Genomic DNA, 25,755 nt, shown 5'->3' with positions numbered 1-25,755 from the left:
AGTGCAACCATGAGCATTAATTCTCAACCACAAGACGGACTGCTGCTGGACGTCAAAGATCTGCGAGTGACGTTCGGTACGCCAGACGGCGATGTTACCGCGGTGAACGATCTCAACTTCGATCTGCGCGCGGGTGAAACCCTGGGCATCGTCGGGGAGTCGGGTTCCGGCAAGTCACAGACGGCATTTGCGTTGATGGGCCTGCTGGCCAGCAATGGCCGCATCGGTGGCTCGGCAAAATTCAACGGCCGCGAAATTCTCAACCTGCCAGAAAGCCAGCTCAACAAGCTGCGGGCCGAAGAGATCTCGATGATCTTCCAGGACCCGATGACTTCATTGAACCCTTATATGCGGGTTGGTGAGCAGTTGATGGAAGTGCTGATGCTGCATAAAAAAATGAGCAAAAGCGAGGCGTTTGAAGAGTCGGTCCGCATGCTGGATGCGGTCAAAATGCCGGAAGCCCGTAAGCGTATGCGGATGTATCCGCATGAGTTCTCCGGCGGGATGCGCCAGCGCGTGATGATCGCCATGGCGTTATTGTGTCGGCCAAAACTGCTGATTGCCGATGAGCCAACCACCGCGCTGGACGTTACCGTGCAGGCACAGATCATGACGCTGCTTAACGAACTGAAGCGTGAATTCAATACGGCGATCATCATGATCACCCATGATTTGGGCGTGGTTGCCGGGATCTGTAACAAGGTTTTGGTGATGTATGCTGGCCGCACCATGGAATACGGTAGCGCCCGCGATGTGTTTTATCATCCGAGCCACCCATATTCTATCGGGCTGCTTAACGCGGTGCCGCGTCTGGATGCTGAAGGTGAAGCGTTGATGACCATCCCCGGTAATCCGCCTAACCTGCTGCGTTTGCCGAAAGGCTGTCCGTTCCAGCCGCGTTGTCCGCATGCGATGGAGCAGTGCGCGAGTGCTCCGCCATTGGAGCAGTTTGGTGAGGGGCGCCTGCGCGCCTGTTTCAAGCCGGTGGAGGCGTTGGTATGACCGCAACCGATAAAAGAGTGCTGCTGGAAGTCGCAGACCTGAAAGTTCACTTCGATATTCATGATGACAAGCAGTGGTTCTGGCAGGCACCTAAAACGCTGAAGGCGGTTGACGGTGTCACCGTGCGCCTGTTTGAAGGCGAAACGCTAGGGGTGGTAGGGGAGTCAGGCTGCGGTAAATCCACCTTCGCACGGGCAATTATCGGCCTGGTGAAGGCGACCAGTGGCCGCGTTGCCTGGTTGGGCAAAGATCTGCTGGGCATGAGTGATGCCGACTGGCGCAAGACGCGCAGTGATATTCAGATGATTTTCCAGGATCCGTTGGCCTCGCTGAACCCGCGTATGACCATCGGTGAGATCATCGCCGAACCGCTGCGTACCTATAATCCGAAAATGCCGCGTCAGGAAGTGAAGGATAAGGTCAAAGCGATGATGTTGAAGGTGGGCCTGCTGCCGAACCTGATCAACCGTTATCCGCATGAATTCTCCGGCGGGCAGTGTCAGCGTATTGGCATCGCCCGCGCCTTGATCCTGGAGCCGAAACTGGTGATTTGTGATGAGCCGGTCTCCGCCCTGGACGTGTCTATCCAGGCGCAGGTGGTGAATCTGCTGCAGCAGTTGCAGCGTGAGATGGGGTTATCGCTAATCTTTATCGCCCACGATCTGGCGGTGGTTAAACACATTTCCGATCGGGTGCTGGTGATGTATCTGGGCCATGCGGTTGAGCTGGGAACCTATGATGAGGTCTATCATAACCCGCAGCATCCTTACACCAAGGCACTGATGTCGGCGGTTCCGGTGCCGGATCCTGACAAGGAGAAGGAAAAGCAGATCCAACTGCTGGAAGGGGAACTGCCATCACCGATCAATCCGCCTTCGGGCTGTGTGTTCCGCACCCGTTGTCCGATTGCCGGGCCGGAGTGCGCTAAAACTCGCCCATTGCTGGAAGGCAGCTTCCGTCATGCGGTATCGTGCTTGAAAGTCGATCCGTTGTAATGTATTGATTAATAATAAAAAACCTGCCATTTGGCAGGTTTTTTTATACCGTTAACCGACTTATTCTTTCCACAAAATGTGGCACAGCTTGTTATCTTTCTCGCGGCAGATCAGCACGCGGGCAAAGACATCGTTGATAGGCTCGCCATCGCTGTCCGCCAGGCCGATCACCACCTCGGCAAAGAAGTCGGGATTCAGATCGTAATCCACGTGCTCCTGCCAGTCTTCTGCCGGATCGTACAGCTCGGCACCGCCGCGCTCTTCAAACTGTAAATTGAACAGCAGAATATCCGCGGGATCCAGATTGTCGCCAGCCAGCTCCAGGAAGATGTCGTAGGCTTGTTCCAGCGTTTCATCTTCGGTAAGGCGATTATTCAAGTCCATATAAAAATCCTGATAACAAATGATTTGAGGCTATTAAACCATGCTCGTTGCCGCTTTTACAGCAACGGGCTGAAAAAGTAAAACAGGCGTTCGACCAGGCGGTGCCAGTACGGGCGCTTCAACCATTGCTCGGCATCCAACAGCTGCGAGCGGGCAATGTAATCATCTTGCACACAGGCCAGATCGGCACCAAAGCCGCTGTCGTCAATCACCAGGGTGATCTCAAAGTTCAACCACAGGCTGCGCATATCCAGATTGACCGTGCCGACCAGGCTGAGCTGGCCATCGACCAGCACGCTCTTGGTGTGCAACAGCCCGCCTTCAAACTGATAAATCTTCACGCCCGCTTCCAGCAGCTCCGAGAAGAAGGCACGGCTGGCCCAGCGCACCATCATTGAGTCGTTGTCGCGCGGAACGATAATGCTGACGTCAACGCCACGCAGCGCTGCCGTGCAGATGGCGTGCAGCAGATCGTCGCTCGGCACCAGATAGGGGGTGGTCATGATCAACTGCTCACGCGCGGAGTAGACCGCCGTCAACAGCGCCTGATGGATCATTTCTTCCGGGAACCCCGGGCCAGAGGCAATAACCTGGATGGTGTGGCCGCTTTCCTGCTCAAACGGCATGATATTCACGTCTGGCGGCGGTGGCAAAATGCGTTTGCCGGTCTCAATCTCCCAGTCACAGGCGTAAACGATACCCATCGTGGTTGCCACCGGGCCTTCCATGCGTGCCATCAGGTCGATCCATTGACCAACCCCGGCATCCTGCTTGAAGAAGCGCGGATCGACCATATTCATACTGCCGGTGTAGGCGATGTAATTGTCGATCAGCACCACTTTGCGATGTTGCCTGAGGTCCATACGCCGCAGGAATACGCGGAACAGGTTCACCTTGAGTGACTCAACCACCTCAATACCGGCGTTACGCATCATGCTGGGATAAGGGCTGCGGAAGAACTGTACGCTGCCAGCCGAGTCCAGCATCAAACGGCAATGTACGCCACGGCGTGCGGCGGCCATCAATGATTCGGCGACCTGATCGACCAGCCCACCAGGCTGCCAGATGTAAAACACCATCTCGATATTATGGCGTGCCAGTTCGATATCCCGCACCAGGGCATTCATCGTTGAATCGGTGGTCGTCAGCAGCTGTAGCTGGTTGCCTTTGACGCCATCAATCCCTTGGCGGTGGTGGCAAAGCTGGAACAGCGGGCGGGCCACTTCACTGTACTCGGTAGCAAAAATCCGGCTGCTTCCTTTAAGCTCATTCAGCCAGCGAGCGGTTGAGGGCCACATGGCCTTGGCTCGTTCGGCGCGGCGCTTGCCTAAGTGTAGTTCGCCAAAGGATAAATAAGCGACGATACCGACCAAGGGCAGAATATAGATCACCAGCAGCCAGGCCATGGCCGAAGGCACGGTGCGTCGTTTCATCAGAATACGCAATGTGACCCCGGCGATAAGCAGCCAGTAGCCAAACACCAAGAGCCAACTAATTACGGTATAAAAGGTTGTCATAAAGGCAAAAATTTCCGTTGGTAAGCCACCAATAATGAGTGTACGCACAGAACAACAAAGGTGAAACCTTTTCTCGGTAGTTAAGTTACATAAAAATGATTGACCAAAGGGACTTGCCGAAAACAAAAATCATGCTTTCTCTATTGTAGGCGTCAATACAGCGATAAACGGGCGACTTGGATCGCGCGTTGAAAGGGCTATAATGCCCGCGGTTGGCATTGATGGGTAACGTAAAATGAGACGCAGTAGAAATGAAGTGGGCCGCTGGAGGATGTTACGGCAGAGCCAGCGGCGCAGGCACCGTTGGCTGGAGCGCCAGTCGTGCAGCAATCGGCATATCATTCGTGTTCGCCGTCGTTTGGACGATCAACACCGCAGAGCCTTATTGTTCGTTGTGGCTTACGAGTGGTAAAACAAGAACAGCCCGTTATGGGCTGTTCTGCTATTGGCTGGACCTGGGTTATTTACCCAGATAGGCGTTCAACATCCACACCTGTTTTTCCTGCTCTTTGATGTAATCACTCATCAGCGAAGAGGTACCCTCGTCACCGGCCTCTGCGGCCAGCGTCAGCAGTTCGCGCTGCTGTTGCAACAAAATGGCGTAGCCTTCCAGCAAGCCGCGCAGGGTGCCTTTATCGTCGGTGACATTAGTGTCTTCCTTGATATCCGCCGTTTTCAGATAGTCACTGAAGGCGTGGCGAGGTTGTGAACCCAGAGTCAGAATACGCTCTGCCAGTTCATCCACCTTGGTCAGCAGGTCATTGTAGGTTTCTTCAAACTTGACGTGCAGTTCAAAGAAGTGCGGGCCGGAAATATTCCAATGATAGCCGCGCACGTTCATGTACAGCACCTGGTAGTTAGCCAGTAGGGCGTTCAGTGCTTCAGAGAGTTTTGCTGATTGTTTGGTGTCCAGGCCGATATGAGTCTTGGTCGCTTTCTTTGCCGTTGCCATAATAATCTTCTCCTGATTATTTGTTTCGATTATCTAGATTGATATCCATACAAAACAGGTTAACCGGATCTATCATAAGGTTAAAGTTGCTACTAAGCATCAATTCAATCGTTCAAACCAATTTACCCGTCATCTTTCAAGCTGCTTACATTCATCAATTGGCTAATTGGGTTGGGGCGCTGCATGCTGCGCCCACTTAACCTTATCGATTAAATTACACCTGCGCTCTTTTGCGCAAAGCAAATTTTAGCACACCGGCGCTCAGGCTGGTGAGCAATGCGGCGGCGATCAGCACGGCAATAAAGGCCTGATCAAAGGCGCCTCTAGCCAGCTGGATCAGCCTTTCTGCGCTGTCCGCGCCCATATTTCCGGCTAACCGTAGCGCCTCATCAATGCTGTCATATGCGAGATCGCCTGCAGGAAGATTGGCAGGCAATATCAGGCTGTGGCTATAGACCGCCGTCATCAACCCGCCCAGCAGCGTGACGCCTAACACGCCACCCAACTCCCACGAGACGTCTTCAATGGCGGCGACCATGCCCGCCTTGTCTTCTGGGGCGTTGAGCATAATGGCCGTTGAGGCGGCTGTGATGGCACCGCCGAGGCCGAAGCCCACCACAAACAGGCAAACCAACTGCATAATGACGTTGCCTTGATACCACAGGGCGACACCCGCAATGCCTAAGGCGGTGAGAATAAAGCCGCCCACCAACATGGCGCGCTCGCCATAACGCGGTAGCAAGGCCCCGGCCAGCGGGCCAGCCAGAGCCGAGGCTACCGGAATGGGTAAAATAAACAACGCGGCCAGCAGCGGCGTCATGCCTAGCACCAACTGTAACCGCTGGCTTAACACCAGTTCGACCCCGATCAGCGCGATCATTGAAACGATCGCCACACCGACACCGCTGGCAAACAGGCGATTGCGGAACAGTGAGAAATCGATCATGGGGTATTGCGACCTCTGCTGACGGCGGACAAACAGCGTCAGGAACAGCGTCCCGAGCGCCGCCGCAATGGCGAAGTCACTCAGGGAGAACGCGGGTTTGCTCAGCTCTTTCAGCGCATAGATCGACGCCACCAGGCCGAACATGATCTGTAGCGAACTGATAAAGTCGCAGGGGCGTTGACTGTCTCCACCGCAATGAGGGATCAGATACACCGCCAGCGGCAGGACCAGCATCACCACCGGCACGTTGATCAGAAATACTGAGCCCCACCAGAAATAGGACAGCAGAACGCCGCCCACCACCGGGCCAAGCGCGGCGGCACCGGAGGCCACGGCGGCCCAGATGCCAATCGCCAGCGCACGTTCACGCTCATCGGTAAAGACGTGGCGCACAATGGATAGCGTGGCTGGCATCATCATCGCAGCCCCGATGGCCAGGAAAGCCCGTGACGCAATGAGCAGCTCGGCACTGGGGGAGAACGCGGCGCACAGTGAGGCCAAGGCAAAGACCGGCAAACCGGCGATAAACATTTTCTTGTGGCCAAGACGGTCGCTTAACATGCCAGCGCCGGGCAGCAGGCCAGCAACCACCAACGGGTAGGCGTTAACGATCCACAGCTTTTGTGAGGCTGTGGCATCCAATGCCTGGGTCAGGCGCGGCAATGCGGTGTAAAGCACCGTCATATCGGTAATGATTAAAAATAGCGCACTGGAGATCATTGCCAGGATCAGCCAGCGGTTTTGGGCGTGCATAAAGAGTATCCTAGTAAACCGATGACGCGGCTGCGTCACCTTACGGTAACCACCCGGTAGTACCGGTGGTATACTGCTATAATATAAATCCATACGTACGTATTGAAAAGGGGCTTTCTCAATGGGGCGTCAACGGAGTATCGATCGTGACAAGGTGCTGGATACTGCAGAAGAGATTGTGGCGACCCAAGGTGCGGCAGGGTTAACCATCGATTCGGTGGCTAAAGCCATGGGGATCTCCAAGGGGGGAGTGCAATATTGCTTTGGTAGCAAAGATGCGCTCATCGATGCGATGTTTGACCGTTGGGGTAAGGTTTATGAGCAGGTTTTTGACGATATCGCGGGCAGCGATCCGGACCCATTAACCATTGTCCAGGCGCATATGCAGGCTACCCGCAGTTCCGATCAGGCTTCCAGCGCCAAGGCAGCCGGGTTGATGGCGACGTTAATTCAGACGCCAGAACACCTGGACAGTACGCGAGAATGGTATCGCAGCCGCATAGCAGGTCTGGATCTGACTACCGAGGCGGGGAGAAAGGCGCGATTGGCCTTCCTGGCTACTGAGGGAGCCTTCATGCTGCGGTTCTTCGGTTTTATGGATATCACTCAGCAGGAATGGGAAGCGATGTTTGCCGATCTGCAAAAGTGGGTTCTTACCGATACGGCTCGCAATGGTTGACCTATCACACTGATAGATGGCGATCGCTCCGGGTGGCGAGTATGTTTAGCGAATAAAGATATTCCCTCGAAGAACCCACTTTTAGCCAGCCACCTCCGTGCTGGCTTTTTTTTTGCTTAAAATACCTGCTTGAAGGGTTTCACCGTGACTTCGCCGTATACGCCAGCGTCCACGTACGGGTCTTGTGCTGCCCAGGATTTTGCCGCCTCCAGCGAAGGGAACTCGGCGATCACGGTAGAACCGGTAAATCCAGCCTGGCCTGGATCGTTGCTATCGATAGCCGGGTTAGGGCCAGCGACCACCAACCGGCCTTCATCACGCAGCGCCTGCAGGCGAGCCAGATGGGCGGGGCGAACGGCCATGCGCTGTTCCAGCGTACCAGGTACGTCTTGTGCGTAGATCAGATAAAGCATATTTCACCTTTAAAATCATTGCTATACAACGGTAATTACAAAGTAGCGCAAAACCTGTGACAAGGGAATGCCAATCCAGATAAAAATTCATTACCGTGCTGAGGATAGCTGCGCGTGCTGCGATTGACGAGTGAGGGAACACATGGTTAACAATCCGTATGCAAAGCGCAATAAAAGGCTAATTAAACGTTAATATCCCTATGAGTTTGCTGGTTTTAGCGCCTAATGATGCCGATTAAAGCGATAGTTTGTCTTTCGTTATTGAATATGATTGCTATTTGCATTTAAACTTGGCGCACCAGAGGAAACAGAATCATTATGCCGCTAAACAAAATGTTCCTTATTCGCCGAATTTCCGTGCCAATTGTCCTCTCCGTTGGTTTGCACAGTGCCCTGGTGGCCGCCTTGCTCTACGCTTCCGTCAACGAAGTGTTGGAGCTGCCGAAGCCGGAAGATGCCCCTATCAGCGTCATGATGGTGAATATGACCGCGCTGGCAGAACCGCCACCGCCGGCTGCGGCGGAACCGGAGCCACAGGTAGAACCTGAGCCTGAGCCAGAACCGATCCCGGAGCCCGAGCCGCCACCGCCGGTACCGGTAGCCATCCCTAAACCGGAGCCGGAGAAACCCAAGCCGAAGCCAAAACCTAAGCCGAAGGTAGAGAAGCCGGTCAAGCGTGAAGTGAAGAAGACCGAACCGCGTGAACCTTCGCCGTTCGACAATCAATCCGAAGCCAAGCCGATCGACAAGGCACCGGTTAAACAGGCACCATCAGCACCCGCGCCGGGAACTTCCCGTGAGTTGGGGCCGAAAGCTCTGAGTATCGGCAAGCCGATGTATCCACCGCGCGCCCAGGCATTGCAGATCGAAGGCAAGGTCAAGGTTCAGTTCGATGTCGATAGCGACGGGCGGGTCACAAACGTGCGTATTCTGTCTGCGGAACCACGTAATATGTTCGAACGTGAAGTGAAGCAGGCAATGCGTAAATGGCGCTATGAAGCCAAAACCGCGCAGAACCTGACGAAGACCATCGTCTTCAAAATGGAAGGCTCGACGGTTGAGTAAGCAATAAAAAAGGTCGCATTTGCGACCTTTTTGCTATCTGGCGTAGGCTTATTCGCCAACGCGGAAGTTCATCTTACCGTCTGGCAGGGCGCGAGGGCTGCCTGCGTCATCTACCGCTACATAGGTAAAGACCGCTTCCGTGGCACGGTAGCGCTGGCCGATCGGGGCAGAAGACACCTTCTTGACCCAAACTTCCACATTGATGGTAATCGAGCTGCGGCCACTGCGGATACAGTTGGCATAGCAGCACACCACGTCACCCACCGCGACCGGTTTGAGAAAGGTCATGCCGTCTACCCGCACGGTCACCACGCGCCCTTCGGCAATCTCTTTGGCCAGGATCGCACCGCCGATGTCCATTTGCGACATCAGCCAGCCGCCAAAAATATCGCCGTTGGCATTGGTATCTGCCGGCATGGCCAGCGTGCGCAGCACCAGCTCACCGCTAGGCAAAGGTCGTTGTTCGGTCATTATTTCTTCTGCTCTTCTGGCATATGACGGTAAATATAGATACCGCTCAACAGGGTGAAGACCAGCGTCAGCACGGTCAGGCCAAATACCTTGAAGTTAACCCAAACGTCCTGCGGCATCCAGAATGCCACATAGATATTGGCCAAGCCGCAGGCCAGGAAGAATAGGGCCCAGGCAATGTTAAGGTGGTTCCAGACGCTGTCCGGCAGGGTCAGCTCTTTACCCAGCATGCGTTGGATCAGCGGCTTTTTCAGTATCAACTGGCTGATCAGCAACGCCAGGGCGAACAGGGTGTAGATGACCGTGACCTTCCATTTGATAAACAGGTCGTTGTGGAACACCAGAGTCAAGGTACCGAATACGGCGACCATGGCAAAGGTGATCAGCGTCATCTTCTCAACCTTGCGATATTTCAGCCAGGTAAAGACCAGTGCCAGGGCAGTGGCGACGATCAAGGCACCCGAGGCGACGTAAATATCGTAAAGCTTATAAAAGGCAAAAAAGACAATCAGGGGTAGAAAATCAAGAAACTGCTTCATAAATCAATCCATCATAGGTTCATCGGGCGACTATACCGGATTTGGCGCGCTCTGTGTATCGCACTAAAGGGCAGATTATCGGTGTTCGTCCGGTAGATTGCTGCTGTAAACGCCAGAATTTGCATAAACTTACGATTGTTACCCTCGGTTATTTGCAAGCGCTGGGTGTACGACGCATATTAAGCATAATAATAGCCGCATAATTTACCATGGAAAATAGCTATGCAGTGGAAGTCTCTGCGGGCGTGGACGCCCGGTTTGACGCATTTGTTAGGATATGAACGCAGTTGGTTGAAGCCGGATATTCGTGCAGGGTTATCGGTCGCAGCGGTAGCTTTGCCGGTGGCGATCGCCTATGCCGAATTGGCCGGTGTCAGCCCGGTGGTTGGGCTTTACTCCTGTATTTTACCGATGATCGCCTATGCCATTTTTGGCTCGTCGCGGCAGCTGATTGTTGGGCCGGATGCGGCCACTTGTGCGGTGATCGCCGCCGTGGTGACTCCGCTGGCCGCTGGAAGTATGGAACTGCACTGGCAGCTCACCATCATGATGACCGCCATGACAGGGGCTTGGTGTCTGCTGGCCAGCCGCTTCCGGCTCGGGGCCTTGGCAGACCTGCTTTCGCGCCCGATCCTCAGCGGATTGCTGAACGGCGTAGCGGTGACCATCATCGTCGATCAGATCGGCAAAGTGCTGGGGTTCGGTACGCCACCGGCGCAGCTGATTGAACGTATTTATGCCTTGCCCGGTAACATTCTGCACAGCGATTGGCCGACGATGGGCATTTCATTGCTTACGCTGACGATGCTGGTGGGGGTTAAAAAATTGCGGCCTAACTGGCCTGCACCGTTGTTTGCCATCGTGCTGGTCGCCTTCATCACCTGGGCGGGTAATTTGCAGCAGCACGGTATTATTACCGTAGGGGGCTTCAGCGGCATGCTGCCTATCGTCCAGTGGCCGGATTTTCAGCCGGGCTTACTGCGTGACATGGTGATACCGGCGCTCAACCTGGCGGTGGTCAGCTTTGTCAGCATGATGCTCACGGCGCGCAGCTTTGCGGCGAAAAATGGCTACGAGGTTAATGCCGATGCGGAATTCCGTGCGCTGGGGCTGGTCAACATTGTTTCTGCGCTGTCGCAAGGGTTTGCTATCAGCGGCGCCGATTCGCGTACGGCGGTAAACGATGCCAACGGCGGTAAAAGCCAGCTGGTATCAATTATTGCCGCCATCGTCATTGGCATTGTGCTGTTGTTCCTGACTTCGCCGCTGCAATTTATTCCGGTGGCCGGATTAGGCGTGGTGCTGATGTACGCCGCCTGGTCGTTGATCGACATTCGCGGCATCTGGATCCTGCGCAAGCGCAATACCCAGGCGTTCCGGCTGGCAGCCTTCACCTTCGCCAGCGTGCTGCTGGTGGGGGTGATCAGCGGCATTGGCTTGGCGGTATTGCTTGGCCTGATGCAGTTTCTGCGCACCGTGTTCCGCCCCACGGAGCAACTGCTGGGAGTCAATGAGGAAGGCATGATCCACTCAATGGGCAACAACAACGGGGTGAAGGCGGTGCAGGGCGTGATGATGTACCGCTTTAACTCCCCGCTGACCTATTTTAACGTGGCCTACTTCAAGCGGCGCATCCTCAATCTGGTCGACAGCACGCCGTTCCAACCGCGCTGGGTGGTGGTGGATGCGGTGGCCAGCTTTACCCATGCGGATATCAGCGTGCTGGCGGCCATTGACGAGCTAAAACGTGATTTGTTACAGCGTAACGTTAGGCTGGTGTTGGCCGGACGGCGCACCGAATTAACGCGCTGGTTCCGTATCAATCGGGTGGGGCGCGATAAGGATTTGATCCTGGTGCCCGACCTTTATCTGGCGCTCAAGCTGATACAAAGCAAGGAACAGGCTGAACCGGGCACCGTGCAGTAAATAAAAAGGGCACGACTAAAGCGTGCCCTTAAACCTCAACTGATTCGGTTTATCTTTTATCTAATGAAACGCCAGAAGCGGGCGCGGTGTCACGCAGTAACATATACAGACGGAACAAATAAATCAGCAGCAGGGCAGAAACCAGGTTGCTCAATGCTGTCAGAACTATGCTGGCTACGTGTGGCGTCAATACCGACAAGTGACTGACCATAAACAGCACCAGTAGTTTGGCCGCCAACCACAGCATCATCGCCGGAACGATCACCCGCGCGTTAGCAAAGGCCAGCTTGCAGCTCAGTTTCAGTGAGGCAAACATGCCTTTCCCATCGGCCACGGAAATCACCGGGGCCAACGAGAACGAGATCGCCATGATCACACCGGGCACGACAAACAGCGTTAGGCCAAGCTGGGTCAGCAAGGTGCAGACAAACAGCAGCAACAGTAAACGCGGCAACAGCGGGGCAGATATCCCGATAGCCCGCAGCGCACTGGTGCGCTGGCCTTCAGAAACCAGGCGGATCAGCGTCAACATGCCCCCCACCAGCAGCACGTTACCCACTAAAGCGGAAATCGTCGCGGCGGCGGACACTTTCAACAGCACCATCTGCTGTTCAGGCGTCATTTGCTGAATGATTTCCTGGATCCCCATGCCGGCACCGGCGTTGGAGGCCAAATCACTTTCCGTCGCGGTCAGGATCTTCAACTGCTCGATATCGGGGCTAAACGCCTGATTAAGCAGCACAGAAATGAATGCGGTCAGCAGTGCCAACAGCACAATGCTGGCAACCTGATTACGGAAAAAGTTAAAACTGTCACGGTACAACGTGTTGGCCGTAATTGGCATGCTTGGCATGCAGACTCCTTGGCGTCGGGAACGTAGTTAAATCAGTGGACGATTGTACCTTGTTCCGCGCCGCTGTGGCACCCCGCGAATGGCACTGTGCTGATTTCTTGGACGATTATGGTCTCTGACATTGATAAAGGCAGGGGAACCGGCAAGGGCGGCAGGCCGTAGCGCTCACGGGCGCGATCGCAGGCTTCATTGCGCAGGCCGTTTTCCCCGGATTGATCGAATTCGCGGCAGGGGCTGGGGCGATTGGGGTAGATCGAACAGGACACCGCCTGACCAATCTCACCGACCAACGAGGTGCAGCGTGGTGACTTGCTGTTGGTCCCTTGCATACAGCGCAGAAAGGGGCTCAAGGGTTCAGTTAAGGATATAGGTACCACGCCGCCGCCATCTTCCGCTTCGGCCCAATAGAATGATACTCGAAAATAACCGCAGCAGGCGCCGCAGCTGGTGCAGGGATTTTGAATTTCGCTCATCTTGATTGCCACCGACTCCTTACCGGCCCAACCAAAACCAACAGGAATGATGAAATTACGCAGTGGCATTTTTTTTAGCAACTTTTTTCGGTAACAGAAATTCAAACATGCATCATATTTACAACAAAAGGCGTTTATTGATTCAGATCAATTATCGATTTATTAACACCTTAGGTGGCTTTGTTTTTGGTGGGAATTTAAATTTTTACACTTAAGATGTGATCTCGATGGGATCATAAATACCTGTTAATAGGTATATTCATCGGGACTGTAAACCACACAAATGGAATGGATAATGAAAAAGACAACTCTGGTGGTGTTAGGGGCTCTGATGGCTCCTATGGTAGCAAGCGCGCATCAAGCGGGTGATTTCCTGTTCCGTGCAGGGACTGCAACAGTTCGTCCTAATGCAGGTTCGGACAACGTTTTAGGGCTGGGGACGCTCGATGCTAAAAACAACACTCAGCTCGGCCTGACGTTCGGTTATATGGTGACCGACAATATCGGTGTTGAACTGCTGGCAGCTACACCATTCCGTCATAAAGTTACCTTGGCGGGTCAGGATATTGCAACAGTTCACCAACTGCCGCCAACGCTGATGGCACAGTACTACTTTGGTGACAAGCAGGACAAACTACGCCCTTATCTGGGTGTTGGCGTAAACTACACCACGTTCTTCGATGAGAAGTTCAACGACTACGGTAAAAGCGCGGGTCTAAGCAACTTGGATCTGAAAGATTCTTGGGGTGTTGCTGCCCAGGCGGGGATGGATTACAACCTGGATGAGCACTGGATGCTGAACATGTCGGTCTGGTGGATGAATATCGAAACAAAGACCCGATTTGATGTTGCTGGTGGCCCAAGTCAGAGCATTGACACTCGTCTGGATCCATTTGTATTTATGTTTGGTGCGGGCTACCGCTTCTAAGCTACGCTGCAATAAGGAGGCGCTGTTCGGCGCCTCCCTCTTTAGTTATTTAATGCGCATATCGTTTTCGACGGATTTAACTCCTGCCACGCCGCGTGTGACCTGAATAGCACGGTTAGCATCGGCACTGGAGCTGACAAAACCGCTCAGCTGTACCCGGCCCTTAAAGGTTTCAACGCTAATCTCGGTGGACTTGATGGTCTTATCCGCCAGCAGTGCTGACTTCACCTTGGTAGTGATGACCGTATCGTCAATATAGCCGCCAGTCCCTTCTGATTTTGCCGTTGGAGCACAGGCAGAAACTGCCATCGCCAAAATAGCTGCCATGCACAGCGCCGAAAGGGTTTTAAATAGCTTCATAAATGACTCTCCTTGCAAATGTTATTGTTGAAATTAAACGCTGATTTCAATCAGCTAACGAAATCGTATGCACTGAGCCACTGAATATTTAGCGGCAAATATGATTGTGGGGCAGGATGCTGGTTTGTTCAAATTGTTTGCAAAAAAATCTGTAGCAAGACTGAGGGTAAACAAAGTGTTATCACCGGATACCTTTGCAATATCCGGTGATTGAGGGGCGAGATTAAACGCGGGTAGCGGCTTTCATTTCACGTACAAACTTGCCTAGCTTGGCCAACATTTCTGCCGGTTGAGCCAGATTCTGTTCGATGATTTTTACAATTGCCGAACCGGAGATTGCCCCGGCGGCCCCGGCTTGCAACGCATCCTTGACCTGTGATGGTTCAGAGATGCCAAAACCTTGCAGCGGTGGCGCCGCATGATACTCGCGCAGCTTATTGACCAGGTGGTGCAGCGGTAACTGCGCCCGGCTTTCCGTGCCTGTTACCCCGGCTCGTGACAGCAGGTAAGTGTAACCCCGGCCGTGGGACGAGATTTCACGCAGTAAATCCTCATCCGCATTTGGTGGGCAGATATAGATTGGCGCGATGCCGTGGCGAGTTGCTGCCGCGCGGAAAGGTGCGGACTCCTCGAAAGGCACGTCCGCGATCAACACTGAATCTACACCGGCCTGCGCACAGCGCTGATAAAATGCGTCAATACCGCCGTGGAACACCAGGTTGGCGTACATCAGCAGGCCAATCGGAATATCAGGGTGCTTCTGGCGGATTGCCGCCAGCATTTCAAAACAGTGCGTTGGCGTAACCCCAGAAGCGAAAGCACGCAGTGCTGCGCTTTGAATGGTTGGGCCATCGGCCAACGGATCCGAGAAGGGGATCCCCAACTCCAAGGCATCTGCACCGTTTTCCACCAGCGTATCGATAATCTGTAACGATAGCGTCGGGTTTGGGTCGCCGAGGGTGACAAACGGCACGAAGGCGCCTTCTTTATTATTTTCCAACCGTTTGAACAGTTGCTGATAACGTTCCATCAGATTTCTCCCCGTGCTTTCAGAATGTCGTGAACGGTAAATATGTCTTTGTCGCCGCGGCCGGACAGGTTAACCACCAGGATCTGTTCTTTCTGCGGCTCTTCACGGATCATTTTCAGCGCGTGTGCGAGGGCATGGGAAGACTCCAACGCCGGGATAATCCCTTCGTGGCGGGAAAGCGCTTTGAAAGCCTCCAGCGCTTCATCATCGGTGATCGACACGTACTCTGCGCGGCCGATGCTGTTCAGATAGGCGTGCTGCGGGCCAACGGAAGGGAAGTCCAAACCGGCGGAAATCGAGTAAGACTCTTCGATCTGGCCTTCAGAGGTTTGCATCATCGGTGATTTCATACCGAAGTAGATCCCCACCTTGCCATGCTTCAGCGGCGCACCATGCTGGCCGGTTTCGATCCCCAGGCCAGCGGGTTCAACGCCGATCAGGCCAACGCTGTCATCATCGATAAAGTCGGCAAACATGCCGATGGCGTTGGAACCACCGCCAACGCAGGCCAATACGGCATCCGGCAGACGGCCTTCACGCTCCAGCACCTGAGCTTTGGTTTCTTCACCGATCATGCGTTGGAATTCACGCACGATGGTCGGGAACGGGTGCGGGCCTGCGGCAGTGCCCAGCATGTAGTGGGCCTTATCGTAAGAGCCAGACCAGTCGCGCAGCGCTTCGTTACAGGCATCTTTCAGCGTGGAAGAACCGCTGTGCACCGGGATCACTTCAGCCCCCATCAGGCGCATACGGAATACATTAGGTGACTGGCGTTCAATGTCCTTGGCACCCATGTAGATGCGGCATTTCAGACCGAGCAGGGCGCATGCCAGCGCAGAGGCCACACCGTGTTGGCCAGCGCCGGTTTCCGCGATGATCTCGGTTTTGCCCATGCGTTTGGCAAGCAGCGCCTGGCCCAATACCTGGTTGGTCTTATGGGCACCGCCATGCAGCAGATCTTCACGCTTTAGGTAGAGTTTGGTTTTGCTACCGGCAGTCAGGTTTTTGCACAGCGTCAGTGCCGTTGGGCGGCCCGCATAGTTTTTCAGCAGATCGATAAACTCTGCCTGGAACTCAGGGTCACGCTGGGCGCTGACGAAGGCTTCTTCCAGTTGTTTCAGGGCTGGCATCAAAATTTGCGGCACGTACTGACCGCCAAATTCGCCGAAGTAAGGGTTAAGCAGCGTCATTATTTTTCCCGTTATTATCCGTTAAATGAGGTTCGCAATCAGTAGGCGCGCAGGGTTTGGAACACCGCTGCCAGACGCCCGGCATCTTTGATGCCGGGTTGGCTCTCTACGCCAGAGTTGAAATCGAGGCCCGCACAGCCCAGTTGGGCCGCATCTATACAGTTGTCTGCACTCAGGCCGCCAGCCAGCATCACGTTGTCCAGCGTTTGGCCCCGCAACACCGACCAGTCAAATCGAACCCCGGTACCGCCAGCGCCGTTATCCAGCAGGTAACGATCGACCTGTTGCAGATCGCGAGCGGGCAGGCTGTCTTTTACGCTCAAGGCTTTCCAGATCTGACAGGTGGCTGGCAGCTCGGCGCGCAGGGCGTTGATATAAGCCTGGTCTTCCGCGCCGTGCAGTTGCACCGCATGCAGACCAAGGCGCTCAGCAGTTTGCGCTACCGTAGCGATGGGCGCATCACAGAAAACGCCCACGTATTTCAACGGCGCTCCGGCGATCACTTCCCTGGCGCGGGCAATGTCCACGTTACGCGGGGAACGGCCAACGAAGATCAGACCGCCGTAGTTGGCACCGGCCTGATAAGCGGCGGCGGCATCTTGCGGCCGGGTCAGGCCACAGACTTTGTTGTCACCGAGGATCACGCGGCGTACCGTGCTGCGCAGGTTGGCCTCCGACATCAATGCGCTACCGATCAGAAAACCGTTGGCATAGCGGCTGAGTTCACGGATCTGGCGATAGTTATTGATGCCGGACTCGCTGATCACCGTTACGCCATGTGGCACTTTAGGAGCCAGGGTGCGGGTGCGATCCAGATCGATAGACAGATCGCGCAGATCGCGGTTGTTGATGCCAATCACTTTGGCTTCGAGCTGTACCGCACGCTGTAATTCTTCTTCGCTTATCACCTCGGTCAGCACGCCCATATTCAGGCTGTGTGCCACCGCAGCAAGTTGGCGGTACTGTTCGTCATCGAGCACTGACAGCATCAACAGAATGGCGTCGGCCTGGTAGTGACGTGCCAGATAGATTTGGTAAGGGTCGATCATAAAGTCCTTACACAGTACCGGCTGGGTCACGGTTTTACTCACCAGCGGCAGAAAATCGAAGCTGCCCTGGAAGTATTGCTCATCGGTCAGCACCGAGATCGCCGAGGCGAAGTCCTTATACACCGAGGCGATTTCCACCGGGTCAAAATTCTCGCGGATCAGCCCCTTGGAAGGAGAGGCTTTTTTGCATTCGAGAATAAATGCCGTTCTGGCGCCTTGTAGCGCATGATAAAAGCTACGCTCGCTTGGCACGATTTCGTTTTGAAAGCTGGCTAAGGGCTGTTGTTGCTTACGTGCCGCGACCCACTGCGCCTTGTCACGAACAATCTTGTTGAGCACGGTTTCCTGCATCATTTATCCTCTTGCTGCCAAAGCAGTGACACGCTGGTAAGCCTGCCCACTGTGGATCATTTCCAATGCCTGCTGCGCGTTCTGGCGCAGGTCTTCCTGTCCGAATAGTTTCAGCAACAGTGCGACGTTGGCGGCGACCGCCGCGGCGTGCGCTGGCTCACCTTTACCTTGTAACAACCTTGCCAGAATGTCACGGTTTTCTTCCGGCGACCCACCCAGCAGGGAGCCCAGCGGGTAGCTGTCCAACCCAAAAGAGTTAGGCGTCAGCTGATAACTTTCAATTTCGCCGTCATTCAGCTCCGCGACGTGAGTGGTGGTGTGGATCGCCACTTCATCCATTCCGCCACCGTGCACGACGGCGGCGCGCTGATAACCCAATACGCGCAGGGTTTGGGCGATTGGCAGCACCAGCTCCGGGCTGTAGACCCCAATCAACGCCAACGGTGGGCGAGCCGGGTTAATCAACGGCCCGAGTACGTTGAACACCGTGCGGGTCTTCAACTGTTGGCGTACCGGCATCGCATGGCGAAAACCGGTGTGATACTGCGGCGCAAACAGGAAACATACGCCCAGTTCATCCAAAGCCTTGCGGGATTCTTCCGCAGGCAGATCCAGGCGGATCCCGAAAGCGGCCAACAGATCGGATGAACCGGAACGGCTGGAGACGCTGCGGTTGCCGTGCTTAGCCACCTTAACTCCACAGGCTGCAGCGACAAAGGCGCTGGCCGTAGAGATATTGATGCTGTTGGTGCCGTCACCGCCGGTGCCGACGATATCCGCGAAGGCATAGTCCGGGCGTGGGAACGGTAGAGCATCGGCCAAGAGCGCCTTGGCTGCCCCGGCGATTTCTTCCGGGTGCTCACCGCGGATCTTCATGCTGATCAATGCCGCCGCCAGTTGGCTAGGTTCCAGCTCACCGCGCACGATAGCGCTGAATAACTGCTGGCTTTCTTCCTGGCTCATCGACTCTGAGCGATACAGTTTTTCAAGAATAGGTTGCATAGTCGGTTCCCCTTGATTATTTCGCCAGCGCCCAGGCCAACGTCTGCTCAAGCAAACGCGCGCCTTGGGTGGTCAGAATGGATTCTGGATGGAATTGGAAACCACATACGCGGTGTTCATCGTGACGCACTGCCATCACCATGTCGCCGAAGCGAGCATTGACGGTCAGCCCTTCAGGGATATTGCTGCCGACCAGCGAATGATAGCGGGCGACCGGCAGCGGATTGGCCATACCGGCAAACATCCCCTGGTTATCGTGAGTAATGGAAGAAGCCTTGCCGTGCAAGATCTCACCGGCCTGGCCAACGTGGCCGCCATAGGCTTCCACAATCGCCTGATGGCCGAGACAGATCCCGATGATTGGCATCTGGCCGCGCAGGCGTTGCAACAGCTCTGGCATACAACCAGCGTCGGCTGGAGTACCAGGGCCTGGGGACAGCATTAAAATAGGCTGTTCCATCTGTTGCAGGCGCGCGATGATGATCTCGGCGGCAATCTGGTTACGGTAAATGACTACCTGATGACCGCTGGCACGCAGTTGATCGACCAGGTTGTAAGTAAAGGAGTCGACGTTGTCGAGCAGTAAGATATCGGCCATTAGAAAATCTCCTTGGCCTGGTGCGCGCTGGCGATGGCACGCAGCACGGCACGTGCCTTGTTACGGGTTTCATCGGCTTCTGCCTGTGGAACGGAGTCCAGCACCACACCGGCACCGGCCTGCACAGTGGCAACACCGTCCTCAACATACGCGGAACGAATGACAATACAGGTATCGAGATCGCCGTGAGCGGTAAAGTAGCCCACTGCGCCGCCGTAGCTGCCACGACGGGTGCCTTCAGAGGCGGCAATCAGCTGCATGGCGCGTACTTTCGGGGCGCCGCTAAGCGTGCCCATATTCATACAGGCCTGATAGGCATGCAGCACGTCGAGATCGCCACGCAGCTTGCCGACCACGCGGGAAACCAGGTGCATCACGAATGAGTAACGGTCTACCTTGGTCAGGTCGGCAACATAGCGGCTGCCAGCTTCACAGATGCGGGCCAGATCGTTGCGGGCCAGGTCGACCAGCATCAGGTGTTCCGCCAGCTCTTTATGGTCGGTACGCATTTCCAGTTCGATACGGCTGTCGAGATCCAGATCCAGCGAACCGTCGGCGCGGCGTCCGCGAGGACGAGTACCGGCGATCGGGTAAATTTCGATTTGACGGCTGGTAGCTTCATATTTCAGCGCGCTTTCCGGCGAGGCACCGAACAGCGTGAACTCGTCGTCCTGCATAAAGAACATGTAAGGGCTTGGATTGTTTTCCTTCAGCGTCTGGTAAGCCGCCAGCGGGTTAGGGCAAGGCAGGGAGAAGCGACGAGAAGGCACTACCTGGAAAATCTCACCGTGACGGATCGCCTGCTGCAACTGGCTGACCACCGCGCCGTACTCTTCATCGCTTTGATTGCAGCTTAGCTGCATGTCTTCCAGTTTTTGATGAGGAATGGCGATCGGAGTTTGTTGCAATTGCACCTGAAGCTGTTGGAGACGCTGCTGCAAACGCAGAGTTTCAGCGTGGTCACCGGTAAATACGCTGGCTTGCAAACGGGCCACACCGCGCTGGTGATCCAGCACCAGCAGCGTTTCCGCCAGGTAGAAACAGAAGTCCGGGCAGCGTTGGTCTTGGCGCAGCTCCGGCAGGTCTTCAAACCCGGCCACCAGGTCATAGGCAAACAGGCCGCCGAGCAGCATAGCTTCACGCTCATCGGCTGGGGCGTCGACCAGCGTCAGCATCGTGCGCAATGCATCAAACACCGACAGTGAACGCAGGCGGGCATCTTCGTCTTGTACCGTATCAATTGCCGGGAAGGTCAGCTCACGGCCATTAGGGCGAGCCTGGATTTGAACGTCGGCAGGCAAGGCTTCATCCAACAGTGGCAGCAGGGCTGCACCGTTAGCGGTCAACGCCTGAAGGCTGACCTTACGGCCCAAGGCGGTAATGCGCAGGGCACTGTCAACAATCAGCAGGCTTTTCAGGTTTTGCTTGCTGTTGATTTCCGCCGAGTCCAGCAACAGGGTGGCAGGGCGCGCGCCGCACAGCTGATGAAAAATCGCCGTCGTATCGCTGCGGTAACCGGCCTGTGCCGTGAGGAGTTTGAGCTGTGGTTTGATGTTCATCTTCGGTAGTTCCAGTCAAATCTTGTCCATAAAAAAGCCCGCTGTAATGAGCGGGCCTAGGGAATCTGCAGTGTCAGATGACAGGTATGCGTGATTACTCGACCCTTGATTGGGAAGTACGCCACCAGCGAAGAAGAGAAGTGTGCTTAGTCATCATGTTGCTCTCTGTATTTTCATCCAACACGGTTATTGCCGTGAACTTGTGTACTAGTTAACTGGAACGAAGGGGCAATGTCAACTCTCTTTTTGCACAATATGTTAGCGGCTAGCGTAGAATCGTTAATCTGGCGGGAGCGCCATCGGCAGAATAGATTTCCGTCCGGCCAACCATAACGGGTATGATAGAAAGCCAAGCCATCGCGAGATATCCCTTTTGACAGACAGCAGCCCACAACCCTCCGCTTTTACCCTGTACGATCTCCACAGCCACACCACCGCTTCGGACGGTTATTTAACGCCGACTCAACTGGTGCAGCGAGCCGTTGAGATGCGCGTTGGCGTGCTGGCTATTACCGATCACGACACCACCAACGGATTGGCAGAGGCTGCGGCCGCGATAGCCGATCTTGCCTTGCCCTTGCAGCTGGTTAACGGCGTGGAGATTTCTACACTGTGGGAAAACCATGAGATCCACATTGTTGGGTTGGGGCTCGACATCACCCATCCGGCGCTGCTACAGCTGCTGGTCGAACAGACCGAACGCCGTAATCTGCGGGCGCAAGAAATCGGTGTTCGGTTAGCAAAAGCGCGCATTCCCGATGCCTATGCCGGAGCGCAGCTGCTGGCGGGGGATGGGGCGGTTACCAGAGGGCATTTTGCCCGTTTTCTGGTGCAGCAGGGCATAGCTGGCAACATGGCGCAGGTGTTCAAGAAGTATCTCGCCAAAGGGAAAATCGGCTATGTTCCGCCACAGTGGTGTACAATAGAACAAGCCATTGATGTCATTCATCAATCCGGTGGCCAAGCGGTGATGGCGCATCCGGGCCGTTACGATCTGACGGCAAAATGGCTGAAACGTCTGTTGGCCTATTTTGCCGAACACGGCGGTGATGCGATGGAGGTGGCGCAGTGTCAACAAGCCCCCCATGAGCGTACGGTATTGGCTAAATATGCGCAGGACTACCAATTATTAGCGTCTCAGGGTTCGGATTTCCATCAGCCCTGTTCGTGGATTGAGTTGGGGCGCAAACTGTGGTTACCCGGCGGTGTTGAACCGGTTTGGCGCGATTGGCCACTGCCCCAACAGAACTTAGTAGATTGATTTAACACGGGCGTTGTTTTGCGCGTGCATCATTTTCAGGAGTTAGAGATGAGCCAGCTATTTTATATTCATCCGGACAATCCGCAGCCGCGTCTGGTTAATCAGGCCGTAGAGGTGCTGCGCAAGGGCGGCGTGATCGTCTATCCAACAGACTCTGGCTACGCGCTGGGCTGCAAACTTGAGGAGAAGACGGCGTTGGAGCGTATCTGCCGTATTCGCCAGTTGGACGGTAACCACAACTTTACGCTGATGTGCCGCGATCTGTCCGAGCTGTCGACCTATGCCTATGTGGACAATTCGTCTTTTCGCCTGATCAAGAACAATACGCCGGGCAATTACACCTTCATCCTGAAAGCGACCAAAGAAGTGCCTCGTCGCCTGATGAATGACAAGCGTAAAACCATCGGCCTACGTGTGCCATCCAACCCGATCGCTCTGGCATTGCTGGAAGTGCTCAATGAGCCGATGATGTCGACCACGCTGATGCTGCCAGGCAATGACTTTGCCGAATCCGATCCGGAAGAGATCAGCGAACACCTTGGCAAGCAGGTGGATCTGGTGATCCACGGCGGTTTCCTGGGCCAGCAGCCAACCACGGTTATCGACCTGACCGAATCCTCCCCGGAAGTGATCCGTGAAGGGGCTGGCGATCCAGCGCCTTTCCGCTAAACTGCCGGACGAAGTCAGTGCCAAGGAGGGATAAAGCCTGTATAATAAACGGTTGGTTTTGACCAAGTGCTAATCTTTGCGGCCGTCTCTCCTTGCTGAGAGTGGCGGCAAAGTCCCCCCGACGCCTGTGAAGGCGACATTAGAGGTTGCTCAATGAGCGAAAAGTTACAGAAAGTATTAGCGAATGCTGGCCATGGCTCGCGTCGTGAAATAGAAACCATGATTGAGGCGGGTCGCATCAGCGTCGACGGTAAGATCGCCAAACTGGGCGACCGCGTTGAAGTGGTCGCCGGGATGAAAATTCGTCTGGACGGTCACGTTGTCTCAATCAAAGAATCCGAAGAAGCGGTTTGCCGCGTGCTGGCTTATTACAAGCCGGAAGGCGAACTCTGTACCCGTAGCGATCCAGAAGGCCGCCCAACGGTCTTCGATCGCCTGCCAAAACTGCGTGGCTCTCGCTGGGTAGCGGTAGGGCGTTTGGACGTGAATACCTCAGGCTTGCTGCTGTTTACCACAGACGGTGAACTGGCTAACCGCCTGATGCATCCAAGCCGCGAAGTTGAACGCGAATACGCTGTGCGCGTGTTCGGCCAGATCGACGACGAAAAGCTCAAGCAACTGAGCAAAGGTGTCCAACTGGAAGATGGCCCTGCGGCATTCCGCACCATCTCCTTCCAGGGTGGCGAAGGGATCAACCAGTGGTACAACGTCACGCTGACCGAAGGCCGTAACCGTGAGGTGCGTCGCCTGTGGGAAGCCGTTGGCGTGCAGGTAAGCCGCTTGATCCGCGTGCGTTACGGCGATATCGATCTGCCAAAAGGCCTGCCTCGTGGCGGCTATACCGAGCTGGATCTGAAGGCGATCAACTATCTGCGTGAGCTGGTGGAACTGCAACCGGAAACCGTCAGCAAACTGCCGGTGGAACGCGATCGCCGTCGTGTGAAGGCCAACCAGATCCGCCGTGCGGTAAAACGTCACAGCCAGGTTGCTCCCGGCAGCCGTCGTGGCGCACCAGGTAGCAGCAAACCGGGTAAACCGGCCAAGTCTTCCAAGCGTAGCTAAATTTATCACCGTGGCCTTGCCTTCTGGCTTGGCCACGGGTTATTCAGTTACCAGTCAATACCCTGCTGAGCCTTGATCCCCGCTTCAAACGCGTGCTTCACCGGCCGCATCTCCGTCACGGTATCCGCCAGCTCCAGCAAATCGCGATGACAGCCACGCCCGGTGATAATCACCGTCTGGTGTGCAGGACGCTGCTCAAGGGCTTCCAGCACCTCTGACAGCTCTAAATAGCCGTAGGTGACCATATAGGTCAACTCGTCCATCAGCACTAGATCCAGGCTGCTGTCGGCCAGCATCCGCTTACCGTGTTGCCAGACGGCCTGACAGGCGGCGGTATCGCTTTCCCGATCCTGGGTTTCCCAGGTAAAGCCGGTTGCCATGACCTGAAATTCCACGCCGTGCTGTTGCAGCAGGTTTTTCTCGCCGTTAGGCCACTGGCCTTTGATAAACTGGATCACTCCGGCCTTCATCCCGTGGCCGACGGCACGGGTGACGGTGCCAAATGCAGCGGTGGTCTTGCCTTTGCCATTGCCGGTAAAGACCAGCAACAGACCACGGGTTTCCTGCGCGGCGGCAATGCGGGCATCCACCTGTTCTTTCAGCCGTTGCTGGCGTTGTTGGTGACGATCTTCAGCCATGTTAAATGCTTCCTTATTCGGCGGCGCCGGGTTTACGGTTGGGCTGAGCATCGAAGCTCATGCCGGTTTTACGGCGGCTGTCATCGCCCATCAAATACAGATACAACGGCATGATATCGGCCGGTGTTTTCAGCTTGTTTTTATCTTCCTGCGGGAATGCAGATGCACGCATTTTAGTGCGAGTTCCCCCAGGATTGATGCAATTTACCCGCAAGTTACGGTTTTTATACTCATCGGCCAATACCTGCATCATCCCTTCGGTAGCAAACTTGGAAACGGCATAGGCCCCCCAGCCAGCACGGCCGGTGCGGCCGACGCTGGAGCTGGTGAACACCAACGATCCCGCATTTGATTTCAGCAGCAACGGCAGCAGCGCCTGGGTAAGCATGAAGGTGGCATTCACGTTGACCTGCATCACTTCGTTCCACATGGTCATCGAAAGCTCGGCCATTGGGGCGATGTCGCCCAACAGACCAGCGTTTTGCAATACGCCGTCCAGACGTGGCACCTTGGTGGCCAAGTCTTCCGCCAGGGTTTGGCACTGCTCTGGCGTGGTGTGTAACAAATCCAGCGTTACGATATGCGTCGGGGCGCTGGAGATGGCGGCAATTTCGGCCTGGACGGCCTGCAGTTTGCTTTCCGTGCGGCCAAGAAGCACTAGCTGTGCGCCGTAGCGAGCGTAAGTCAGCGCCGCCTCTCGACCAATGCCGTCGCCCGCCCCGGTGACCAGAATAATTCGTTGTTCGAGCAGATCCTGCTTAGGTTGGTAATGCACAATAATTCCTCGCGCCTGTTTGGCGGCTCCCGCGCTATGGCTGGGAGCTTGGGTGGATTGCGGATCGCTGGCAGGAGCAGGGTTGCTCAACCACAATGGCGATCCGCTGCGAATTTTTGTCAGTAATTTAATGAATAATGTCTGTTATATGCCTGAAATGGATCGCATTTTCAATGAGTAACCTACAGAAACGGCATTCTTTTGTAACAAAAACGGTACAATAGTGGCTTGGTTATCGCTGCGGGCAACCCCATAGCACGGAGGTGTGCCGTATGCTCATCAATCTGAATTTTCATTTAGGCGCGACAGCCGTGG

General features: G+C 55.1%; 28 protein-coding genes and 1 other annotated feature. Of the genes, 10 read left to right on the top strand and 18 right to left on the bottom strand.

The annotated features are described in order from the left end of the window. Positions 1-9: 9 nt before the first annotated feature. On the top strand, positions 10-1,002 hold the full coding sequence (locus AC6HVW_RS13865; protein WP_021806595.1) for an ABC transporter ATP-binding protein: 993 nt from the start codon (positions 10-12) through the stop codon (positions 1,000-1,002). After that, the gene (oppF, locus tag AC6HVW_RS13860) at positions 999-1,997 is read left to right on the top strand and encodes a murein tripeptide/oligopeptide ABC transporter ATP binding protein OppF (protein ID WP_021181234.1); all 999 of its coding nucleotides are present in this window, start codon (positions 999-1,001) and stop codon (positions 1,995-1,997) included. Before AC6HVW_RS13865 ends, oppF begins: the two co-directional genes overlap by 4 nt. A 60-nt stretch (positions 1,998-2,057) precedes the next feature. Here oppF and AC6HVW_RS13855 read toward each other — a convergent pair whose 3' ends face one another. After that, positions 2,058-2,381 (bottom strand): HI1450 family dsDNA-mimic protein, encoded by a 324-nt coding sequence (locus AC6HVW_RS13855; RefSeq protein WP_021181235.1) that lies wholly within the window; start codon positions 2,379-2,381, stop codon positions 2,058-2,060. A 56-nt stretch (positions 2,382-2,437) separates the two neighbouring features. After that, positions 2,438-3,898, bottom strand: coding sequence for a cardiolipin synthase (gene cls / locus AC6HVW_RS13850; RefSeq protein WP_021806594.1), 1,461 nt, complete (start codon positions 3,896-3,898; stop codon positions 2,438-2,440). 235 nt (positions 3,899-4,133) lie between these two features. On the opposite strand from cls, the gene AC6HVW_RS13845 reads away from it, so the two are divergent. After that, a complete protein-coding gene (locus tag AC6HVW_RS13845; protein WP_004945296.1) occupies positions 4,134-4,310 on the top strand; it encodes a YciY family protein in 177 nt (58 codons plus the stop codon). A 48-nt stretch (positions 4,311-4,358) separates the two neighbouring features. On the opposite strand, the gene AC6HVW_RS13840 is transcribed toward AC6HVW_RS13845, so the two are convergent. Together AC6HVW_RS13840 and AC6HVW_RS13835 are read right to left on the bottom strand one after the other, a co-directional pair. Beyond that, on the bottom strand, positions 4,359-4,850 hold the full coding sequence (locus tag AC6HVW_RS13840; RefSeq protein ID WP_021181236.1) for a Dps family protein: 492 nt from the start codon (positions 4,848-4,850) through the stop codon (positions 4,359-4,361). Positions 4,851-5,064: 214 nt separating this feature from the next. After that, entirely contained in the window at positions 5,065-6,549 is a 1,485-nt protein-coding gene (locus tag AC6HVW_RS13835; protein WP_497569486.1) for an MFS transporter, read from the bottom strand. Between the two features lie 121 nt (positions 6,550-6,670). Between AC6HVW_RS13835 and AC6HVW_RS13830 the strand changes: the two genes are divergently transcribed. Continuing rightward, a complete protein-coding gene (locus AC6HVW_RS13830; protein WP_065685693.1) occupies positions 6,671-7,228 on the top strand; it encodes a TetR/AcrR family transcriptional regulator in 558 nt (185 codons plus the stop codon). 116 nt (positions 7,229-7,344) lie between these two features. Here the strand turns inward: AC6HVW_RS13830 and AC6HVW_RS13825 are convergent, their stop codons facing one another. After that, positions 7,345-7,641, bottom strand: a complete 297-nt coding sequence (locus AC6HVW_RS13825; protein ID WP_021806591.1) for a YciI family protein — start codon at positions 7,639-7,641, stop codon at positions 7,345-7,347. Positions 7,642-7,959: 318 nt separating this feature from the next. Between AC6HVW_RS13825 and tonB the strand changes: the two genes are divergently transcribed. Continuing rightward, complete coding sequence (gene tonB / locus AC6HVW_RS13820) at positions 7,960-8,706, top strand: TonB system transport protein TonB (RefSeq protein ID WP_497569485.1); 747 nt, start codon at positions 7,960-7,962, stop codon at positions 8,704-8,706. A 48-nt stretch (positions 8,707-8,754) separates the two neighbouring features. Here tonB and yciA read toward each other — a convergent pair whose 3' ends face one another. Both yciA and AC6HVW_RS13810 read right to left on the bottom strand, forming a co-directional pair. Then, a complete protein-coding gene (yciA, locus tag AC6HVW_RS13815) occupies positions 8,755-9,177 on the bottom strand; it encodes an acyl-CoA thioester hydrolase YciA (RefSeq protein ID WP_223535621.1) in 423 nt (140 codons plus the stop codon). Then, positions 9,177-9,716: a septation protein A gene (locus tag AC6HVW_RS13810; protein ID WP_021181242.1), complete on the bottom strand. Its 540-nt coding sequence runs from the start codon at positions 9,714-9,716 to the stop codon at positions 9,177-9,179. The genes yciA and AC6HVW_RS13810 overlap by 1 nt, the downstream gene beginning before the upstream one ends. 222 nt (positions 9,717-9,938) lie before the next feature. Here AC6HVW_RS13810 and AC6HVW_RS13805 point away from each other — a divergent pair, with 222 nt between their 5' ends. Next, positions 9,939-11,642 (top strand): SulP family inorganic anion transporter, encoded by a 1,704-nt coding sequence (locus AC6HVW_RS13805; RefSeq protein WP_071683404.1) that lies wholly within the window; start codon positions 9,939-9,941, stop codon positions 11,640-11,642. A 49-nt stretch (positions 11,643-11,691) separates the two neighbouring features. On the opposite strand, the gene AC6HVW_RS13800 is transcribed toward AC6HVW_RS13805, so the two are convergent. Together AC6HVW_RS13800 and AC6HVW_RS13795 are read right to left on the bottom strand one after the other, a co-directional pair. Next, positions 11,692-12,486, bottom strand: coding sequence for a YciC family protein (locus AC6HVW_RS13800; RefSeq protein ID WP_024529248.1), 795 nt, complete (start codon positions 12,484-12,486; stop codon positions 11,692-11,694). A 41-nt stretch (positions 12,487-12,527) separates the two neighbouring features. Next, entirely contained in the window at positions 12,528-12,968 is a 441-nt protein-coding gene (locus tag AC6HVW_RS13795; protein ID WP_071683696.1) for a YkgJ family cysteine cluster protein, read from the bottom strand. Positions 12,969-13,263: 295 nt separating this feature from the next. Here AC6HVW_RS13795 and ompW point away from each other — a divergent pair, with 295 nt between their 5' ends. Next, positions 13,264-13,896, top strand: coding sequence for an outer membrane protein OmpW (gene ompW / locus AC6HVW_RS13790; protein ID WP_024486833.1), 633 nt, complete (start codon positions 13,264-13,266; stop codon positions 13,894-13,896). Positions 13,897-13,941: 45 nt separating this feature from the next. On the opposite strand, the gene AC6HVW_RS13785 is transcribed toward ompW, so the two are convergent. The 7 genes from AC6HVW_RS13785 to AC6HVW_RS13755 form a co-directional block, all read right to left on the bottom strand. Further along, positions 13,942-14,256, bottom strand: coding sequence for a BON domain-containing protein (locus AC6HVW_RS13785; RefSeq protein WP_021181247.1), 315 nt, complete (start codon positions 14,254-14,256; stop codon positions 13,942-13,944). 223 nt (positions 14,257-14,479) lie between these two features. Further along, positions 14,480-15,286: a tryptophan synthase subunit alpha gene (gene trpA, locus AC6HVW_RS13780; protein WP_021806584.1), complete on the bottom strand. Its 807-nt coding sequence runs from the start codon at positions 15,284-15,286 to the stop codon at positions 14,480-14,482. Then, positions 15,286-16,476 carry a tryptophan synthase subunit beta gene (gene trpB, locus AC6HVW_RS13775; RefSeq protein WP_021806583.1) on the bottom strand — a complete coding sequence of 397 codons (1,191 nt, stop codon included), beginning with the start codon at positions 16,474-16,476 and terminating at the stop codon, positions 15,286-15,288. The genes trpA and trpB overlap by 1 nt, the downstream gene beginning before the upstream one ends. A 38-nt stretch (positions 16,477-16,514) precedes the next feature. After that, positions 16,515-17,876 (bottom strand): bifunctional indole-3-glycerol-phosphate synthase TrpC/phosphoribosylanthranilate isomerase TrpF, encoded by a 1,362-nt coding sequence (gene trpCF, locus AC6HVW_RS13770; protein ID WP_497569501.1) that lies wholly within the window; start codon positions 17,874-17,876, stop codon positions 16,515-16,517. 3 nt (positions 17,877-17,879) lie between these two features. After that, on the bottom strand, positions 17,880-18,878 hold the full coding sequence (gene trpD / locus AC6HVW_RS13765) for an anthranilate phosphoribosyltransferase (protein ID WP_071683407.1): 999 nt from the start codon (positions 18,876-18,878) through the stop codon (positions 17,880-17,882). 16 nt (positions 18,879-18,894) lie between these two features. Next, positions 18,895-19,476 (bottom strand): glutamine amidotransferase-related protein, encoded by a 582-nt coding sequence (locus AC6HVW_RS13760; protein WP_021806581.1) that lies wholly within the window; start codon positions 19,474-19,476, stop codon positions 18,895-18,897. Then, on the bottom strand, positions 19,476-21,035 hold the full coding sequence (locus AC6HVW_RS13755) for an anthranilate synthase component 1 (RefSeq protein WP_071683408.1): 1,560 nt from the start codon (positions 21,033-21,035) through the stop codon (positions 19,476-19,478). Before AC6HVW_RS13755 ends, AC6HVW_RS13760 begins: the two co-directional genes overlap by 1 nt. Before the next feature lie 28 nt (positions 21,036-21,063). Next, positions 21,064-21,168: a sequence feature (Trp leader region), on the bottom strand. A 240-nt stretch (positions 21,169-21,408) separates the two neighbouring features. On the opposite strand from AC6HVW_RS13755, the gene rnm reads away from it, so the two are divergent. The 3 genes from rnm to rluB all read left to right on the top strand — a co-directional run bounded on the left by rnm (position 21,409) and on the right by rluB (position 24,027). Continuing rightward, positions 21,409-22,296, top strand: a complete 888-nt coding sequence (gene rnm, locus AC6HVW_RS13750; protein WP_071683409.1) for an RNase RNM — start codon at positions 21,409-21,411, stop codon at positions 22,294-22,296. 48 nt (positions 22,297-22,344) lie between these two features. Continuing rightward, complete coding sequence (locus AC6HVW_RS13745; RefSeq protein ID WP_021181255.1) at positions 22,345-22,965, top strand: L-threonylcarbamoyladenylate synthase; 621 nt, start codon at positions 22,345-22,347, stop codon at positions 22,963-22,965. A gap of 153 nt (positions 22,966-23,118) precedes the next feature. Beyond that, positions 23,119-24,027 carry a 23S rRNA pseudouridine(2605) synthase RluB gene (gene rluB, locus AC6HVW_RS13740; protein ID WP_071683410.1) on the top strand — a complete coding sequence of 303 codons (909 nt, stop codon included), beginning with the start codon at positions 23,119-23,121 and terminating at the stop codon, positions 24,025-24,027. A 47-nt stretch (positions 24,028-24,074) separates the two neighbouring features. On the opposite strand, the gene cobO is transcribed toward rluB, so the two are convergent. Both cobO and AC6HVW_RS13730 read right to left on the bottom strand, forming a co-directional pair. Then, positions 24,075-24,665 carry a cob(I)yrinic acid a,c-diamide adenosyltransferase gene (cobO, locus tag AC6HVW_RS13735; protein WP_021806577.1) on the bottom strand — a complete coding sequence of 197 codons (591 nt, stop codon included), beginning with the start codon at positions 24,663-24,665 and terminating at the stop codon, positions 24,075-24,077. A gap of 13 nt (positions 24,666-24,678) precedes the next feature. After that, positions 24,679-25,440, bottom strand: coding sequence for a YciK family oxidoreductase (locus tag AC6HVW_RS13730; RefSeq protein WP_059200952.1), 762 nt, complete (start codon positions 25,438-25,440; stop codon positions 24,679-24,681). Positions 25,441-25,755: the final 315 nt, after the last annotated feature.

The sequence above is a fragment of the Serratia sp. NCCP-200 genome, from assembly GCF_059697885.1.
Note: the sequence above shows the minus strand (reverse complement) of the source record. Positions and strands in the feature narration are given on the sequence as shown.

Coding starts and splice junctions, on each gene's coding strand:
- AC6HVW_RS13865 (WP_021806595.1), top strand. CDS start 10: ATGAGCATTAATTCTCAACCACAAGACGGACTGCTGCTGGACGTCAAA.
- oppF (WP_021181234.1), top strand. CDS start 999: ATGACCGCAACCGATAAAAGAGTGCTGCTGGAAGTCGCAGACCTGAAA.
- AC6HVW_RS13855 (WP_021181235.1), bottom strand. CDS start 2,381: ATGGACTTGAATAATCGCCTTACCGAAGATGAAACGCTGGAACAAGCC.
- cls (WP_021806594.1), bottom strand. CDS start 3,898: ATGACAACCTTTTATACCGTAATTAGTTGGCTCTTGGTGTTTGGCTAC.
- AC6HVW_RS13845 (WP_004945296.1), top strand. CDS start 4,134: ATGAGACGCAGTAGAAATGAAGTGGGCCGCTGGAGGATGTTACGGCAG.
- AC6HVW_RS13840 (WP_021181236.1), bottom strand. CDS start 4,850: ATGGCAACGGCAAAGAAAGCGACCAAGACTCATATCGGCCTGGACACC.
- AC6HVW_RS13835 (WP_497569486.1), bottom strand. CDS start 6,549: ATGCACGCCCAAAACCGCTGGCTGATCCTGGCAATGATCTCCAGTGCG.
- AC6HVW_RS13830 (WP_065685693.1), top strand. CDS start 6,671: ATGGGGCGTCAACGGAGTATCGATCGTGACAAGGTGCTGGATACTGCA.
- AC6HVW_RS13825 (WP_021806591.1), bottom strand. CDS start 7,641: ATGCTTTATCTGATCTACGCACAAGACGTACCTGGTACGCTGGAACAG.
- tonB (WP_497569485.1), top strand. CDS start 7,960: ATGCCGCTAAACAAAATGTTCCTTATTCGCCGAATTTCCGTGCCAATT.
- yciA (WP_223535621.1), bottom strand. CDS start 9,177: ATGACCGAACAACGACCTTTGCCTAGCGGTGAGCTGGTGCTGCGCACG.
- AC6HVW_RS13810 (WP_021181242.1), bottom strand. CDS start 9,716: ATGAAGCAGTTTCTTGATTTTCTACCCCTGATTGTCTTTTTTGCCTTT.
- AC6HVW_RS13805 (WP_071683404.1), top strand. CDS start 9,939: ATGCAGTGGAAGTCTCTGCGGGCGTGGACGCCCGGTTTGACGCATTTG.
- AC6HVW_RS13800 (WP_024529248.1), bottom strand. CDS start 12,486: ATGCCAATTACGGCCAACACGTTGTACCGTGACAGTTTTAACTTTTTC.
- AC6HVW_RS13795 (WP_071683696.1), bottom strand. CDS start 12,968: ATGAGCGAAATTCAAAATCCCTGCACCAGCTGCGGCGCCTGCTGCGGT.
- ompW (WP_024486833.1), top strand. CDS start 13,264: ATGAAAAAGACAACTCTGGTGGTGTTAGGGGCTCTGATGGCTCCTATG.
- AC6HVW_RS13785 (WP_021181247.1), bottom strand. CDS start 14,256: ATGAAGCTATTTAAAACCCTTTCGGCGCTGTGCATGGCAGCTATTTTG.
- trpA (WP_021806584.1), bottom strand. CDS start 15,286: ATGGAACGTTATCAGCAACTGTTCAAACGGTTGGAAAATAATAAAGAA.
- trpB (WP_021806583.1), bottom strand. CDS start 16,476: ATGACGCTGCTTAACCCTTACTTCGGCGAATTTGGCGGTCAGTACGTG.
- trpCF (WP_497569501.1), bottom strand. CDS start 17,876: ATGCAGGAAACCGTGCTCAACAAGATTGTTCGTGACAAGGCGCAGTGG.
- trpD (WP_071683407.1), bottom strand. CDS start 18,878: ATGCAACCTATTCTTGAAAAACTGTATCGCTCAGAGTCGATGAGCCAG.
- AC6HVW_RS13760 (WP_021806581.1), bottom strand. CDS start 19,476: ATGGCCGATATCTTACTGCTCGACAACGTCGACTCCTTTACTTACAAC.
- AC6HVW_RS13755 (WP_071683408.1), bottom strand. CDS start 21,035: ATGAACATCAAACCACAGCTCAAACTCCTCACGGCACAGGCCGGTTAC.
- AC6HVW_RS13745 (WP_021181255.1), top strand. CDS start 22,345: ATGAGCCAGCTATTTTATATTCATCCGGACAATCCGCAGCCGCGTCTG.
- rluB (WP_071683410.1), top strand. CDS start 23,119: ATGAGCGAAAAGTTACAGAAAGTATTAGCGAATGCTGGCCATGGCTCG.
- cobO (WP_021806577.1), bottom strand. CDS start 24,665: ATGGCTGAAGATCGTCACCAACAACGCCAGCAACGGCTGAAAGAACAG.